This window comes from Pantoea sp. RIT413 (assembly GCF_003057675.2).
Taxonomy (GTDB): domain Bacteria; phylum Pseudomonadota; class Gammaproteobacteria; order Enterobacterales; family Enterobacteriaceae; genus Pantoea; species Pantoea eucrina.
On record NZ_QBJB02000022.1, the window covers coordinates 1 to 15,418 of the forward strand.

17 protein-coding genes and 2 pseudogenes are annotated in these 15,418 nt (G+C 53.2%); 17 read left to right on the plus strand and 2 right to left on the minus strand.

All coding sequences use genetic code 11. The annotated features are described in order from the left end of the window. Positions 1 to 279 (plus strand): annotated as a pseudogene (locus tag DBY66_RS18050) (hypothetical protein); the annotation flags it as partial. Between the two features lie 961 nt (positions 280 to 1,240). On the opposite strand, the gene DBY66_RS16985 reads toward DBY66_RS18050, so the two are convergent. After that, positions 1,241 to 2,143: an acyltransferase gene (locus DBY66_RS16985; RefSeq protein ID WP_108569582.1), complete on the minus strand. Its 903-nt coding sequence runs from the start codon at positions 2,141 to 2,143 to the stop codon at positions 1,241 to 1,243. Positions 2,144 to 2,564: 421 nt separating this feature from the next. Between DBY66_RS16985 and DBY66_RS18055 the strand changes: the two genes are divergently transcribed. From DBY66_RS18055 to DBY66_RS18060, 3 genes and pseudogenes are all read left to right on the plus strand, one after another. Then, entirely contained in the window at positions 2,565 to 2,693 is a 129-nt protein-coding gene (locus tag DBY66_RS18055) for a DNA polymerase III subunit theta (RefSeq protein ID WP_233499596.1), read from the plus strand. 444 nt (positions 2,694 to 3,137) lie between these two features. Then, positions 3,138 to 3,341 carry a hypothetical protein gene (locus DBY66_RS16995; protein ID WP_108569580.1) on the plus strand — a complete coding sequence of 68 codons (204 nt, stop codon included), beginning with the start codon at positions 3,138 to 3,140 and terminating at the stop codon, positions 3,339 to 3,341. 187 nt (positions 3,342 to 3,528) lie between these two features. After that, positions 3,529 to 3,799: pseudogene (locus DBY66_RS18060) on the plus strand (integrase); the annotation flags it as partial. A gap of 31 nt (positions 3,800 to 3,830) precedes the next feature. On the opposite strand, the gene fliE reads toward DBY66_RS18060, so the two are convergent. Next, on the minus strand, positions 3,831 to 4,142 hold the full coding sequence (gene fliE / locus DBY66_RS17005; RefSeq protein WP_039385118.1) for a flagellar hook-basal body complex protein FliE: 312 nt from the start codon (positions 4,140 to 4,142) through the stop codon (positions 3,831 to 3,833). A 338-nt stretch (positions 4,143 to 4,480) separates the two neighbouring features. On the opposite strand from fliE, the gene fliF reads away from it, so the two are divergent. From fliF to fliR, 13 genes are all read left to right on the plus strand, one after another. Beyond that, positions 4,481 to 6,193 (plus strand): flagellar basal-body MS-ring/collar protein FliF, encoded by a 1,713-nt coding sequence (gene fliF, locus DBY66_RS17010; protein ID WP_108569579.1) that lies wholly within the window; start codon positions 4,481 to 4,483, stop codon positions 6,191 to 6,193. Next, positions 6,190 to 7,182, plus strand: a complete 993-nt coding sequence (gene fliG / locus DBY66_RS17015; protein WP_108569578.1) for a flagellar motor switch protein FliG — start codon at positions 6,190 to 6,192, stop codon at positions 7,180 to 7,182. Before fliF ends, fliG begins: the two co-directional genes overlap by 4 nt. Further along, positions 7,175 to 7,879 (plus strand): flagellar assembly protein FliH, encoded by a 705-nt coding sequence (fliH, locus tag DBY66_RS17020; RefSeq protein WP_039385128.1) that lies wholly within the window; start codon positions 7,175 to 7,177, stop codon positions 7,877 to 7,879. The genes fliG and fliH overlap by 8 nt, the downstream gene beginning before the upstream one ends. After that, on the plus strand, positions 7,879 to 9,234 hold the full coding sequence (fliI, locus tag DBY66_RS17025) for a flagellar protein export ATPase FliI (RefSeq protein WP_039385131.1): 1,356 nt from the start codon (positions 7,879 to 7,881) through the stop codon (positions 9,232 to 9,234). The genes fliH and fliI overlap by 1 nt, the downstream gene beginning before the upstream one ends. 25 nt (positions 9,235 to 9,259) lie before the next feature. Further along, on the plus strand, positions 9,260 to 9,703 hold the full coding sequence (gene fliJ, locus DBY66_RS17030; RefSeq protein ID WP_039385135.1) for a flagellar export protein FliJ: 444 nt from the start codon (positions 9,260 to 9,262) through the stop codon (positions 9,701 to 9,703). After that, positions 9,700 to 10,974, plus strand: a complete 1,275-nt coding sequence (locus DBY66_RS17035; RefSeq protein ID WP_108569577.1) for a flagellar hook-length control protein FliK — start codon at positions 9,700 to 9,702, stop codon at positions 10,972 to 10,974. The genes fliJ and DBY66_RS17035 overlap by 4 nt, the downstream gene beginning before the upstream one ends. A 129-nt stretch (positions 10,975 to 11,103) precedes the next feature. Continuing rightward, positions 11,104 to 11,589: a flagellar basal body-associated protein FliL gene (gene fliL / locus DBY66_RS17040; protein WP_039385141.1), complete on the plus strand. Its 486-nt coding sequence runs from the start codon at positions 11,104 to 11,106 to the stop codon at positions 11,587 to 11,589. Between the two features lie 4 nt (positions 11,590 to 11,593). Continuing rightward, complete coding sequence (gene fliM, locus DBY66_RS17045) at positions 11,594 to 12,601, plus strand: flagellar motor switch protein FliM (RefSeq protein WP_039385143.1); 1,008 nt, start codon at positions 11,594 to 11,596, stop codon at positions 12,599 to 12,601. Beyond that, on the plus strand, positions 12,594 to 13,004 hold the full coding sequence (gene fliN / locus DBY66_RS17050; RefSeq protein WP_108569576.1) for a flagellar motor switch protein FliN: 411 nt from the start codon (positions 12,594 to 12,596) through the stop codon (positions 13,002 to 13,004). The genes fliM and fliN overlap by 8 nt, the downstream gene beginning before the upstream one ends. Before the next feature lie 2 nt (positions 13,005 to 13,006). After that, positions 13,007 to 13,399 (plus strand): flagellar biosynthetic protein FliO, encoded by a 393-nt coding sequence (fliO, locus tag DBY66_RS17055; protein WP_039385149.1) that lies wholly within the window; start codon positions 13,007 to 13,009, stop codon positions 13,397 to 13,399. A gap of 2 nt (positions 13,400 to 13,401) precedes the next feature. Next, entirely contained in the window at positions 13,402 to 14,136 is a 735-nt protein-coding gene (gene fliP, locus DBY66_RS17060; RefSeq protein ID WP_039385989.1) for a flagellar type III secretion system pore protein FliP, read from the plus strand. 35 nt (positions 14,137 to 14,171) lie between these two features. After that, positions 14,172 to 14,441 carry a flagellar biosynthesis protein FliQ gene (fliQ, locus tag DBY66_RS17065; RefSeq protein WP_039385151.1) on the plus strand — a complete coding sequence of 90 codons (270 nt, stop codon included), beginning with the start codon at positions 14,172 to 14,174 and terminating at the stop codon, positions 14,439 to 14,441. Beyond that, positions 14,441 to 15,229, plus strand: coding sequence for a flagellar biosynthetic protein FliR (fliR, locus tag DBY66_RS17070; protein ID WP_071667960.1), 789 nt, complete (start codon positions 14,441 to 14,443; stop codon positions 15,227 to 15,229). The genes fliQ and fliR overlap by 1 nt, the downstream gene beginning before the upstream one ends. Positions 15,230 to 15,418 lie beyond the last annotated feature (189 nt).

Below are 15,418 nucleotides of genomic sequence, written 5' to 3' on the forward strand. Positions count from 1 at the left end.
TACACACCATTTTCAGTTATATTGGCTGCATTTCCATTCATTATCACAAGCTGCGGGAATAATTTATTTAGAATATTGACACTACCAAGCTTAAAAGTGGCGGGAATTATAAGCTACAGTGTTTATCTATTGCATGCAATAGTATTTAACTTGGTGAATTATAATTACTGGGAAAACTTAGGCTATGCATGGACAACTATTACCTCAGTAATAATAATAGCTTTACTATGCCCAATCACATACATATACATAGAGCGCCCTTTCTTAGCAAAAAAATAAAAACAACCCACTTAACATTACACCATAAATTAAGCTTAGCATCATCACTTGCTAAGCTTATAATCTGAAGCTTCACAACTATTGGCTTTCAAAGAAAATCTAACATGAGCATCTGTTATTGATTTTTATTTTCATATAACAAGCATATGGCCAACAGGTAAAGTATGAAGCGAACGAAACTGAAGAGCACCTTTAGCTTCTGCGAAGCATAAGCGCCGGAAAAAAATTCGAATCATTTTATCTGGAGAATAAAAAACTGAACTATATTATGCTATCTATGTGCCACGACCAGGAATTTATTCAAATAAAGATATCACCATCAGCATACCAAAAATAAAACCTACATATTCATAACATAACTTAGCAGTTTTTATCATACGAGTTGATTTTAGTTGATTCAGGCTTTATCAAAAGCCTACTACAAAAAAAATTTCGCCTCAAAAATAAATATGAGGTGCTTTACGGTATTTTGTTGTGATGTATGTGTGCTATCAAAAAAAAATAATTCATGGCGTCCTGGCATCGTCATAAGCATGTCGCACCTTGCACGTCACTTTCTCCAGCACAATAACATCATTCAGCGGCTTATCTTCTGTCATCTCACTCTCTTCTGTCATTAGGCTGTTGCGATAAATCTTGCCCAGCCCTCAATAGCCTTTGCACTGATATGCAATCCTGTTGCCGGGCTTTATTGCTGCAGCCAAGTCAACCATCAGGAAGTCATCCAGTGAACATTGTCACCGGGATGAGTATAAAGACTGAGTTGAGGCTGAATCGCGGCTCTATGTAATCCTGCAATAGTGAAGGGAATCCTATCAGAGGCTATCCTTAGGGTTGAACCGTAACAACTTCATGTTCTCGTCCTCCTGCGTTGAGGCATCACGGCATGTGGTTGTATGGCTCCGCATCCAGTAATTCTTTGCTTTAGGCGTGGATTCATTTGAATTTTTAAAACTTAAAATCAAGATAAAAGTTTTTTTGTATACCTAAACTTCATAAATATAAAAGTTAAAAAAAGCCCCATTAAAAACGATAGAGAAAAGTATGCCAATGTTAATTGAATGCTACCAAGCCGACACTCATAGAAATTAACAAGATAAATTGATATATATATAAAAATGTAATGACTCAAGTAAATACCAAAAGAACAATGACTGATTATTGAAATTATTTTATTGCTTTTTTTACTTTCGAAAATCCATCTCATAGCCAATAAAAGACCGATACTAGATATTAATATAAAAACTGACCAACTGTACCAATGAAGACCATTTGACACTTTTCCGGAGTAATAATCAAAAGCCACAAGAACGAGCACTGGTATAAATGCTGTGCATAAATAATAAAATAAATGCAAAGCGGTTTTCTTATACAAAACATTCCTTTCAATTATAAGATAGCCAATGACAAAGAAAATCAGGTACGGCACAGTAAAATCGCTTCCCATTCTTTGCAGAGAAGACCAGTCGCCTCTAATAGCTGCTGCAGTGTTTTTGAATTGATTAAATAGAAAGCAAAAAATAATAAATAATGTTATTCCATTATTAGTTAGCCTCTCAAGCATTCTTGCTAAAAATGGAGCAATCAAATAAAGTTGAGTTATAGAATAAAGGAACCACAACTGAGATGCAGAACCATAACTTCCGGGGTAAATACCATTATATTTTATTGCGGCAGTTATAATTGATTTAACTAAGCCTTCACCATCAAGTGAAAGCTTCAATGAATTTGTCAAAACAGACCAAAAAACCAGAAAAATTATAAATTGAGGAACGCGCCTCTTATAAAAATCCATTATATTACAATTTGCAATTTTAGGGAGAATCAGCCCCCCGCTTATCATGAAGAATAGAGGCACACCCAAATGATCTATGCTGTAAAAATGCTTCTTAGCATATCACTATCCAGAGCCGAACGCTCATGGGCATGAGTGAAAAAAACCAGAATTATCGCCAACGCTCTTGCTGCATCTAACCAAAAAATCCTTTCCACAAAGAGCCTCAATAGAGAATTATGATACAGTTCGTCAATAGTAGCTGTATACATTAAAATCATCTACAAGAATTTCATTGGGAAAAGGCTTTATAAATAAAGTTATTTTAATTAAACATCCATTTTTTGCTTATTAGAATCCTTAGGCCATGATATGCCTGGTACTGTAGATAGTTCATTGGATTCACGATTTTCAATTTAGTTTAGCCATAACTTGAAAGTTATCTTTCCGACATTACTTAATCTACCCTCGCAACCTGCTCAAATCAGCCATATTTGAAAGGGATATGGTCATGGTTGGATTTATGAAGGTAGCAAAGATGGATATAGGTGGATTTAGCTATGTCGCACAATTTGCAGTATGCTGTAAAGAAGAACGCGATAAGGTTAATTTAGATTTGGCCGTATCAGGTGTCATTTAAAAAAATGTATGACCATGCCGGTTATCGCTACGGAAATAAAAGTGCAGCAGTCCGAAGATAGCGAGCGTAAGTATTTTTATGCGTCTGCAGCATTACAGGAACACCACCCTGCAGTTCCTGTGCAGCACTAATCTGGTTTATCACAAAGATGCCGATAACTGATCATGATTTTTGATTTCCTTTCATTGCTGCTTAGAAAGGAAAGTGAGAAAGACAGTTCTTTAACTAAGGATGAAGTTAACAGTATCAGAGACACGCCGGCTATCAGTTTTGATAGAGAAGTTGCCTTGACAATGTCTGAGAGCCGTGGCTACCGTGTTATTAACTCAGAAAATTACTGGTGCAAATGGTTAGACTTCAGAAGCGAGAACTAAAATTTCTTTGTGAAAAGGTGAAATTTTTCGCCAAGGGTTCGGGACCAGCTTATCAGAAAGAGGACGACATATGAACATTACTGTGGTTTTTGAAGATACCGGTGTTGAAGAGCAACATGATTTTGACACTAAACCCTGCGCTGGAGATTTAGTGACATTAACACGAGATGGGAAAGGTAAGGACTATATAGTCATCATCGAGCCTGACCCGGACCACACTCATGATGATGGTCCTGATGGCCATCCAACAAAAGCCACCGTAAGGCCTGCATAGCACTTACTAAGGTTTACCTAACCGCCTACTACGGCGGTTTTTTTACGTATACGTTTTGAAGAATCACTATGTGCGGCATTGCAGAAGATGCGCCAGACCTTAAAATCCTCAATACAGAAATAACTTTGGCTAACCGACCGCGCCCAGAACCGCATGATGGAGTGGAGTGAAAAAAACCAAAACCTGATCTATCCCTCAGACGTGGCGGGCAGCAATTAAGCGTGCAGGCCTTCGCCACCGCAAAGCATATCAGTCAGGCATACCTTCGCATGCCGGGCATTGTCTGCAGGCGCAAACCCGAATGATGTCCCGCGCAAATGGGCCATTCAGATGCGCAGATGGTCTGCCGGGTTTAGGGTACCTGGTTGTCAGAGGACAATACGGATCAGCTATCCCTCATCAACATGAAAATGAACGATCTTGTGCTACATACGTGCTCCGCTAAGGCTACGGTGTAGTATTTATATTTTTATTCAGCCGCTTAAAACGCTAAACCTGCATATTCATAATATCGCTGTACGCACTTACCAGCTTGTTGCGTACCTGAATGCCCATCTGCATAGAGATAGAGGACTTCTGCAGATCGACCATAACGTCATTGAGCTGTACGCCAGGCTTACCGAGTTCAAAATCCTGCGCCTGCGCGCGGGCGGTGGTCTGGGTTTCGCTGATCTTATCGAGTGCCGCTTTCATGGTGGCGCCAAAATCGAGCTGGCTGGAGGAGTGCGTATCCTTGCCGGCCGCCTGCAGTGAGGTCATCTGCAGCTGCTGCAGTACGCCATCTATTGCCTGAATTGACATCTTTATACCTCGCAGAAAAAGGGAGTGAATTTTTTACGCCTGCAAAGTTAGCACAGTGTCAATAGGACAAAGGCGCTAAATAGCCCCTAAAACCCCGGCTTATTCAGCCATCGAAGTGATGCGATTCATCAATAATGCCTGCCATAAGATTGGAATTTCATTTTTACCCTAAAGTTTTTGCGCCGCGGTCCGAAGGGAAACGCCCGTGCGGGGAGCTCACTTAGTCAGCTACCGCCGGCACTCTGCAGGCCAGCAGCGCAAATACCGGGTAGACGTATCAGGGAGTCTGTTTTGTTACCACAACTTACCCGGTCAATTATGTCAGGCAGGAATCGGTCATGAATGCGAGTGCAGCCGCTACACAGGAATCAGCAAAGAAAGGCATAACAGACCTTTTCGCCCGCCTGCGCGCTAATCCGCGAATTCCCTTAATCATCGCCGCGGCCGCAGCCATTGCGGTCGTGCTGGCGCTGGTGCTCTGGGCCAAAGCGCCCGACTACCGCGTGCTCTATAACAACCTCTCTGATGAAGATGGTGGCGCCATTGTCACCCAGCTGACGCAGATGAACATCCCCTACCAGTTCGCCGAAAACGGCGGTGCCCTGATGGTGCCGGCCGATAAAGTGCATGAACTGCGCCTGCGCCTCGCGCAGCAGGGTCTGCCGAAAGGCGGCTCGGTAGGCTTTGAGCTGATGGATAAAGAGAAGTTTGGTATCAGCCAGTTCAGCGAGCAGATCAACTACCAGCGTGCGCTGGAAGGTGAGCTGGCACGCACTATCGAAACGCTGGGTCCGGTCAAGGGCGTGCGCGTGCATCTGGCGATGCCGAAACCTACCCTCTTCGTCCGCGAACAGAAAGCGCCGTCGGCTTCAGTGACGCTGACGCTGCAGCCTGGCCGGGCACTGGATGAAGGTCAGATTCAGGCGATTCAGCATATGGTCTCCAGCAGCGTCGCGGGCCTGCCGCCAGGCAACGTCACCGTGGTCGATCAGACCGGTCGCCTGCTGACCCGCTCCGACAGCGAAGGACGCGATCTCAACGACGCCCAGCTGAAATATGCCGCTGAGGTTGAAGCGCGTTATCAGCAGCGTATTGAAGCGATCCTGAACCCGATTGTTGGCCAGGGTAACGTGCATGCACAGGTTACCGCGCAGATTAACTTCGACCGCAGCGAACAGACGGATGAGAAGTATCAGCCAAACGCTAATCCGAACAACTCGGCGGTGCGCTCGCGTCAGACCAGCACCAGCGATCAGAACGGCAGCGCCTATCCGGGTGGCGTGCCTGGTGCGCTCTCTAATCAGCCCGCGCCCGCTAACAACGCACCGGTGACGAATCCGCCGCAGCAGAATGCGGCTAATGCCCAGAACAATGCGGCGCAGAATGCCGGTACCACTACCAGCACCGCTGGCCAGAGCAGCGGCCCGAGCAGCTCCAGCCGTAATGATACGGTGAACTATGAGCTCGATCGCTCAATCCGCCACACCAAACTCAACGTTGGCGACGTGCAGCGTCTGTCAGTCGCCGTGGTCGTGAACTACCGCGATGACGGTAAAGGCAAAGCGGTCGCGCTGAACGATCAGCAGATCAAACAGATTGAAGATTTAACCCGCGAAGCGATGGGCTATTCACAGACGCGCGGCGACAGCATCAATGTGGTGAACTCGGTCTTCAATACCACCGAGCCTGCGGGTGGCGATCTGCCTTTCTGGCAGCAGCAGTCGTTCTTCGATCAGCTAATGAGTGCCGGTCGCTGGCTGCTGGTGGCGCTGGTCGCCTTCATCCTCTACCGCAAGCTGGTGCGCCCGCAGCTGCTGCGCAAACGCGAAGCGGAACAGGCCGCTGCAGAAGCCGTTGCCGCCCGCGCCGCTGCGCAGGAAGAGCAAGCCGCTTACAGCGTGCAGATTAATAAAGATGAGCTGGATCAGGAGCGGAAGTCTTCTAACCGCATGAGTGCCGAAGTGATGAGCCAGCGCATCCGCGATATGTCTGAAAACGATCCGCGCGTCGTGGCGCTGGTTATCCGTGAATGGATGAGTAACGAACTATGAGTCTGACCGGTACAGAAAAAAGCGCCATCCTGATGATGACTATCGGCGAAGAGCGCGCAGCTGAAGTGTTTAAACACCTGAACCAGCGCGAAGTGCAGCACCTCAGCGCGGCGATGGCCAACATGAAGCAGATATCGCACAAGCAGCTGACGGAAGTCCTGCGCGAGTTTGAGACCGACGCTGAGCAGTTCGCGGCGCTGAGCCTGAACTCCAACGATTACCTGCGCTCGGTACTGGTCAAAGCGCTGGGCGAGGAGCGAGCCTCCAGCCTGCTGGAAGATATTCTGGAAACGCGCGAAACCACCAGCGGCATGGAGACGCTCAACTTTATGGAGCCGCAGGCGGCCGCCGATCTTATCCGCGACGAACATCCGCAGATTATCGCCACTATCCTGGTGCACCTGAAGCGTGGTCAGGCGGCCGATATTCTGGCGCTGTTTGATGAACGCCTGCGTCACGATGTGATGCTGCGTATCGCCACCTTTGGCGGCGTTCAGCCAGCGGCGCTGGCGGAGCTGACCGAAGTGCTGAACAGCCTGCTGGATGGCACCAACCTCAAGCGCGCGAAGATGGGCGGCGTGAGAACCGCGGCCGAGATTATCAACCTGATGAAAACGCAGCAGGAAGAGGCGGTCATCGAAGCCGTACGCGACTTCGACGGCGAGCTGGCGCAGAAAATCATCGACGAGATGTTCCTGTTCGAGAACCTGGTGGAAGTGGACGACCGCAGCATCCAGCGTCTGCTGCAGGAAGTGGAGTCCGAGCAGCTGCTGATTGCGCTGAAAGGTTCCGAGCAGCCGCTGCGCGAGAAGTTCCTCAAGAACATGTCTGCGCGTGCAGCCGATATTCTGCGCGACGACCTGGCCAACCGCGGTCCGGTACGTATGTCTGCGGTAGAGAACGAACAGAAAGCGATTCTGCTGGTAGTGCGCCGTCTGGCAGAAGCGGGCGAAATGGTCATCGGTGGCGGCGAGGAAACCTATGTCTGATGCATTTTCTGCCCGCCCGTGGCAGCGCTGGCTGCCTGACGATCTGGCTGCGCCGCTGAGCAGCGTGCCCGACCTGCCGCCTGCTGAACATGACGCTGACGCCGTGGCGTTCAGCGAAGAGGATGAGCAGCGGCAGCAGCTGGAGCGGATGCAGCAGCAGATGCGCAAAGATGCGCAGACGCAGGGCTACAGCGAAGGCTATCAGAAAGGATTTGCGGAAGCGCAGCAGAATGGCTACGACGCCGGCTTTCAGCAGGGTCTGGCTGACGCACAGCAGCAGCAGGCGCCGCTGCAGGCGCGCATGCAGCAGCTGGTGACGGAGTTCCACCATACGCTGGAAGCGCTGGATAGCGTCATCGCCTCACGGCTGATGCAGCTGGCGCTGGAGGCCGCCCGTACCGTTATCGGTCAGGCGACGCAGGTGGATGGCAGCGCCCTGCTGCGGCAAATCCAGCAGCTGATCCAGCAGGAGCCGATGTTCAGCGGCAAACCGCAGCTGCGCGTGCATCCGGACGATCTGCAGCGCGTGGAGCAGACGCTCGGCCCCACGCTGGATCTGCATGGCTGGCGGCTGCTGGCTGACAGCACGCTGCACCCCGGCGGCTGCAAGCTCAGCGCTGAGGATGGCGATCTCGACGCCAGCGTGGCCACCCGCTGGCAGGAGCTGTGCCGCCTGGCGGCACCGGGAGCACTCTGATGACGTCTCGCCTGTCGCGCTGGCTTGGCGCACTCGACTCTTTTGAACAGCGTATCAGCCAGGTGCAGTCCGTGCGGCGCTATGGGCGCCTGACGCGGGCCACCGGCCTGGTGCTGGAAGCGACCGGGCTGCAGCTGCCGCTGGGCGCAACCTGCATTATCGAACGCCATGATAATGGCCATATCACTGAAGTAGAGAGTGAAGTGGTGGGTTTTAACGGACAAAAGCTGTTTCTGATGCCGCTGGAAGAAGTTGACGGCATTTTACCCGGCGCTCGCGTCTATGCGCGAATGAACGGCGATCACAGCGGCAAACAGCTGCTGCTGGGACCGGAGCTGCTGGGTCGCGTGCTGGACGGCAGCGGCAAGCCGCTGGATGGACTGCCCGCACCGGAAACCGGCTATCGCGCACCGCTGATCACCCCGCACTTTAACCCGCTGCAGCGCACGCCTATCCATGACGTGCTCGACACCGGGGTGCGTGCCATTAACGCCCTGCTGACGGTGGGACGCGGTCAGCGTATGGGCCTGTTTGCCGGTTCCGGCGTGGGCAAATCGGTGCTGCTCGGCATGATGGCGCGCTATACCAAAGCCGATGTCATTGTGGTTGGCCTGATTGGCGAGCGCGGCCGCGAAGTTAAAGAGTTTATCGAAAACATTCTGGGTGCCGAAGGCCGCGCCCGCTCGGTGGTGATCGCCGCGCCGGCCGATGTCTCTCCGCTGCTGCGCATGCAGGGTGCCGCCTACGCCACGCGCATTGCGGAGGATTTCCGCGATCGCGGTCAGCACGTGCTGCTGATCATGGACTCGCTGACGCGCTATGCGATGGCGCAGCGTGAAATTGCGCTGGCCATTGGTGAGCCACCGGCAACCAAAGGCTATCCCCCTTCCGTATTCGCCAAACTGCCGGCGCTGGTGGAACGGGCGGGTAACGGCATCGACGGCGGCGGTTCAATCACGGCGTTTTATACCGTGCTGACCGAAGGTGACGACCAGCAGGATCCGATCGCTGACTCCGCGCGCGCCATTCTGGACGGACACATCGTTCTGTCGCGCCGGCTGGCGGAAGCGGGCCACTACCCGGCAATCGATATCGAAGCGTCAATCAGTCGCGTAATGACGTCGCTGATTGATGAAACGCATTACGCCCGGGTGCGGCAGTTTAAGCAGCTGCTGTCAAGCTATCAGCGTAACCGCGATCTGGTGAGCGTCGGCGCCTATGCCGCCGGCAGCGATCCGATGCTGGATCGGGCCATTACGCTCTATCCGCAGATGGAAGCGTTTCTGCATCAGGGAATTTTTGAACGCAGTGAATACGATGACGCCTGCCTGCACCTGCAGACGCTGTTTGGTTAACGTGGTTATCAGACGAGGCTAGCCGATGAAAACCGCCAGTGCAATTGACACCCTGCGCGACCTGGCAGAACAGGATCTGGATGACGCTGTGCTCCATCTGGGCAACATGCGGCGCGGCCAGCAGCAGGCCAATGAGCAGCTCAGCATGCTGCTGGACTATCTGGATGAGTATCGCAACAAGCTCAATCAGGATATGTCCGGCGGTATTACCAGCATGCGCTGGAGTAACTATCACCAGTTTATCCAGACGCTGGAAAAAGCGATTGACCAGCATCGCCAGCAGCTGAGCCAGTGGGATCAGCGTACTGAACAGGCGCTGGGCAGCTGGCGGGAAAAGCACAAGAAACTCAATGCCTATCAGATGCTGATTACCCGCGCTGAGGAGAGTGCATTGCGTCAGGAAAACCGTCTCGATCAGAAACGAATGGATGAATTTGCCCAACGGGCCGCACTGAGGAAAAGCGAATGACTACGCTGCAAGCCCTGCTTACGCATACTGCAAAAGTCGCTAAAACAGCTGCCACAACTGATGCAGCGCCAGAGAGCCAGGCAATGGGTGACGGCCTGCCGTCCCACTTTATCACCGAGCTGGGAAATCAGCTGCTGGCGCTGGCTAAACAGCAGGGAAAACTGCAGCCGGGTGAAACCCGTGACGCAGGCGACGTTGCCGGTAATGACGATAAAGCGTCACTGAGTAACCTGCTGCAGGCACTGGACAAACCAGACGCTTTAAATGCACTTTTCCAGCCGGCGGGATCTAAAGCCGGGCTTAAATCCGCCGATGATAGTGATGAACATGCCGTAACGCCGTTAAGCGCCAGCGACTTACAGAATGTGCAGGCGCTGTTTGCCATGCTGCCGGCGATGGTGGAAAACCGGCCGCTGCTGGCTTCGGGCACGCCGCCACAGGCAGCAACTGATGCAGCCGCAGGCACGCCGCTGAACGCGGCGCTGAGCGGTGCGCTGCTGACGGGCACCGAACCGGCTACTGAGCAGGCGGAGACGGCGACACCACACATCCGCAGTCAGGATACGTCAGCGCTTACCACGCGCGCTGATGGCCTGGCCGCCGGCAGCCACGGCAGCACGGCGCCCGCCAGCAGCGCTGCACTGACGCTGGATGAGAGTTTCCGGCAGATGCTGGGGGGACTCAGTAAAAGCGATGAGCGGCAGGCGCTGTCAGCCGGGCAGGAGCAGCCAGCAGCCCATCTCAGCGCTATGTTCAGCAGCAGCGCGCCGGTTAATACCGCCAGCGCCAGCCTGCAGGGCACCCCGTCAACGCCGATGCTGAATGCGCAGCTTGGCAGTCAGGAGTGGCAGCAGGCGCTGGGGCAGCAGATTGTAATGTTCAGCCGCAACGGGCAGCAGAACGCTGAACTGCGGCTGCATCCGGAGGATTTAGGCGCGCTGCAGATCAGCCTCACCATGGATAAGGACCAGGCGCAGCTGACGCTGGTCTCAGGCCACAGCCATGTCAGGGCGGCGCTGGAAGCTGCCCTGCCGCAGCTGCGCAGTGCCCTGGCGGAGAGCGGCATCAACCTGGGCCAGAGCCAGGTGAGCAGCGACGCATTTGCCCAGAGCCAGCAGCAGCACGCCGGACAACAGGAGAATCAGCGCGATGGTCAGTATGGCCGCTTTACTCAGGCGCTGGAGAGTGACAGTGAGATAACGCCTCTGGCCGTTCCGGCGGCCCTGCAGGCGCGCGCCGCCGGCAGCGGTGGCGTCGATATTTTTGCCTGACAGCAGCTAAACGCTGAAGGTAAGCGTAAAACCCGCGTCTTTTCTTCCCATTGTTTGACTTAAGACGCGGGATAATCTGTTCAGGCAAGCCGAGAGGCTTGCCCATAATTCACAGGAAGTACTGCAAACATGTCTGATAACGCGAAAGCAAAAGGCCGCAAACGTTCATTACTGATTCCGGTGTTACTGATTGTAACGCTGGCCGCTTGCAGCGTAGCAGGCTATGCAGTCTGGCGAATGATGAATAAACACGAGGGTGACAAACCGGAAGCCGCGAAAGTTGAGCCACCGCCCGCCCCCGTCTTTTTTGCAATGGATACGTTTACGGTTAACCTGGTCAATCCTGACAACGATCCCGATCGCGTGCTGTACGTAGGCTTTACCCTGCGTCTGCCGGATGAGGATACCCGTCGCCGGTTGAACGATTACCTGCCGGAAGTGCGCAGCCGTCTGCTGCTGCTGCTGTCGCGTCAGAACGCGGCGCAGCTGGCAACCGAACAGGGCAAACAGGCCCTGGTCGGACAGATTAAACAGGTGATGGCGCCGCCGCTGGTAACCGGACAACCTGCACAGGTGGTCAGTGATGTGCTGTTTACCGCCTTCATTTTGAGGTGATTTAATGGGCGATAGCATTCTCTCCCAGGCTGAAATTGACGCGCTGCTTAACGGCGACAGTGACAGCGCGGAAGTAGAGAAAATTTCCACCGGGAGCGATGGCGACATTCGCCCTTACGACCCCAATACCCAGCGTCGTGTGGTACGTGAGCGGCTGCAGGCGCTGGAGATCATCAATGAACGTTTTGCGCGCCATTTTCGTATGGCGCTGTTTAACCTGCTGCGCCGCAGCCCGGATATCAGCGTCGGGGCGATAAAAATTCAGCCCTACCACGAGTTTGCCCGCAATCTGCCGGTGCCAACCAACCTGAACCTGATCCATCTGCAGCCGCTGCGCGGCACGGCGCTGGTCGTGTTCTCGCCAAGCCTGGTGTTTATCGCCGTGGATAACCTGTTTGGTGGCGACGGGCGCTTTCCGACCAAAGTTGAGGGGCGCGAGTTTACCCATACTGAACAGCGCGTGATCCGCCGCATGCTGAAGCTGGCGCTGGATGGCTACAGCGACGCATGGAAAGCGATCTACCCGCTGGAAGTGGAGTATGTCCGTTCAGAGATGCAGGTGAAGTTTACCAACATCACCACCTCACCTAACGATATTGTCGTTAACACCCCTTTTCAGGTGGAGATTGGCAACCTGGTCGGTGAGTTTAACATCTGTATTCCGTTTTCCATGATTGAGCCGCTGCGCGAGCTGCTGGTCAATCCACCGCTGGAGAACTCCCGCCAGGAGGATACGCACTGGCGCGACAATCTGGTGAAGCAGGTGCAGCACTCTGAGCTGGAGCTGATTGCACATTTTGCCGAAACCTCAATGCGCCTGTCGCGCATTTTGCAGCTTAAACCCGGCGATGTACTGCCAATTGAAAAGCCGGATCGCATCATTGCCCATGTGGATGGCGTTCCGGTGCTGACCAGCCAGTACGGCATGCTGAATGGCCAGTATGCGCTGCGCGTTGAACATCTGATTAACCCGATTTTGAATTCGCTGAATGAGGAACAGCCCAATGAGTGACAGCAAAAACCCGTCCGACGATATCTCCGCGGACGATCTGTGGGCTGAAGCAATGAACGAGCAGACCAGCAGCGGCAGCGCACCGGCCGCCAGTGAAAACGTGTTTAAAGCGTTTGAGAGCGCCGGCACCAGCGGTGCCATGCAGGATATCGATCTGATCATGGATATCCCGGTCAAACTCACCGTTGAACTGGGCCGTACCAAAATGACAATCAAAGAGCTGCTGCGTCTGACGCAGGGTTCTGTGGTGTCGCTGGATGGTCTCGCCGGTGAACCGCTGGATATTCTGATCAACGGCTATCTGATTGCGCAGGGTGAAGTCGTGGTCGTGAATGATAAATATGGCGTGCGTATCACCGATATCATTACGCCTTCTGAACGCATGCGTCGTCTGAGCCGCTGATCATGCAAAACAGCGCACAAACCCTGCAGCCAGCGCACGCGCAGCCGGTGGTCTCCACCGGCTCCGTAGTGAGTCAGGTCGGCACTATGCTGGCGGTGATTGTTCTGCTGATTCTGGCCTGCGGCTGGCTGGCGAAGCGCATGGGCTTTGCGCCAAAAACGGTTAATGCACAGGCGCTGAAAGTCAGCGCCAGCGTACAGGTCGGGCGTCAGGAGCGGGTGGTGATCGTTGAAACCGCCGATGCGCGCCTGGTGCTGGGGGTAACAGCGCAGCAGATCACCCATCTGCACTCGCTGCCGCCGCTGCCGCCTGAAGAACACCCGCAGGCTCAGCCTGTACCGCAGGATTTTCGTCAGATCCTCCACAACCTGGTTAAACGTCCCGGAAAACCTTAATGATGCGTCGATTACTCTCTCTGCTGCCGCTGCTGATGCTGCTGGCACCGGCTGCGCACGCGCAGTTGCCTGGTCTGGTCAGCCAGCCGCTGGCTAATGGCGGGCAGAGCTGGTCGCTGCCGGTACAGACGCTGGTGTTTATCACCTCGCTGACCTTTATCCCGGCCGTACTGCTGATGATGACCAGCTTTACACGCATCATTATTGTATTTGGCCTGCTGCGTAACGCGCTGGGTACCCCTTCGGCCCCGCCTAACCAGGTGATGCTCGGCCTGGCGCTGTTCCTGACCTTTTTCATCATGGCGCCCACGTTCGATAAAATCTACGCGGATGCCTACCTGCCCTTCAGTCAGGACAAAATCAGTATGGAAGTGGCGCTGGATAAAGGTGCCCAGCCGCTGCGTGAGTTTATGCTGCGCCAGACGCGCGAAGCCGATCTGGCCCTGTTTGCCCGCCTGGCCAATACGGCGCCTATCGACGGCCCGGAAGCGGTACCGATGCGTATTCTGCTGCCGGCGTACGTGACCAGCGAGCTGAAAACCGCATTCCAGATTGGCTTTACGGTCTTTATCCCTTTTCTGATTATCGACCTGGTGGTCGCCAGTGTACTGATGGCATTAGGTATGATGATGGTACCGCCGGCGACGATTGCGCTGCCGTTTAAGCTGATGCTGTTTGTGCTGGTCGACGGCTGGCAGCTGCTGGTGGGGTCGCTGGCCCAGAGCTTTTATTCCTGACCCTTCATTAATTTTTTCCCTGACAGGAGCACAGTATGACCCCGGAATCAGTAATGGTAATGGGCCAGGAGGCGATGCGCGTCGCGCTGATGATGGCGGCTCCGCTACTGCTGGTCGCGATGGTAAGCGGGCTGATCATCAGTATCCTGCAGGCGGCAACGCAGATTAACGAACAGACGCTCTCTTTTATTCCCAAAATTCTGGCGGTGGCGGCCACCGGCGTAATCGCCGGACCCTGGATGCTGAATCTGATGCTGGATTACATTCGCACCCTGTTCAGCAACCTGCCTTATATCATCGGCTGATGGTTACCCTCGACAGCAGTCAGCTTATCCACTGGGTGGCGCAGTTTTTCTGGCCGATGGCGCGCCTGCTGGCGCTGTTTGCCAGCGCGCCGGTGCTGAACGAGCGCAATATTCCCAAGCGGGTAAAGGTGGCGCTTGCGTTTGTGATCACCTGGATTTTGCTGCCGCTGTTGCCACCGGTCGACGTTACCCTGTTCTCACCTGCCGGTTTCTGGATGCTGATCCAGCAGCTGCTGATTGGTGCCGGTATCGGTCTGACCATGCAACTGGCGTTTTCAGCCGTAAAGCTGGCGGGTGAAATCATTGGTTTACAGATGGGATTATCTTTCGCTACGCTGCTGGACCCGAACACGCGGGTTAACATGCCGCTGCTGGCGCGTTTTCTCGATATGCTGGCGATGCTGCTGTTTCTGACCTTTAACGGACATCTGTGGCTGATCTCGCTGCTGGCAGACAGTTTTCAGACCTTGCCCGTCAGTGCAGAGCCGCTGAGTGCTGATGCCTTTATGGGACTGGTCAAAGGCGCCGGGCTAATTTTCCTTAATGGCATGATGTTAGCGCTGCCCTTAATCATTTTGCTCCTCACGCTAAACCTGGCACTGGGTTTGTTAAACCGTGTTTCACCTCAACTGTCGGTTTTCGCTATCGGCTTTCCTGTGACCTTAACGGTCGGCATCCTCTCTATGGGTATGCTGATGCCGCTTCTTGCCCCATTCTGCGAACATCTGTTCAGCGAAGTCTTTGATTTACTCGCCCGATTTGTCTCAGAACTTTCCCCTGCACGTTAGTTAACGATACTGTTACCATTCTGAAGTGATAGTTAAGCAATAAAAATCATTCCGTATACTTTTCAAACCATTTTTTTCAGAAATCAACTGAGGAAAATCTGATAAATCGATATTTATTGTGAAAAACATTCTTATTAAACGGCCCGTGGAGTATTTTAGTCAGACGATTCTTAAGGTGGTTTCCCTGAC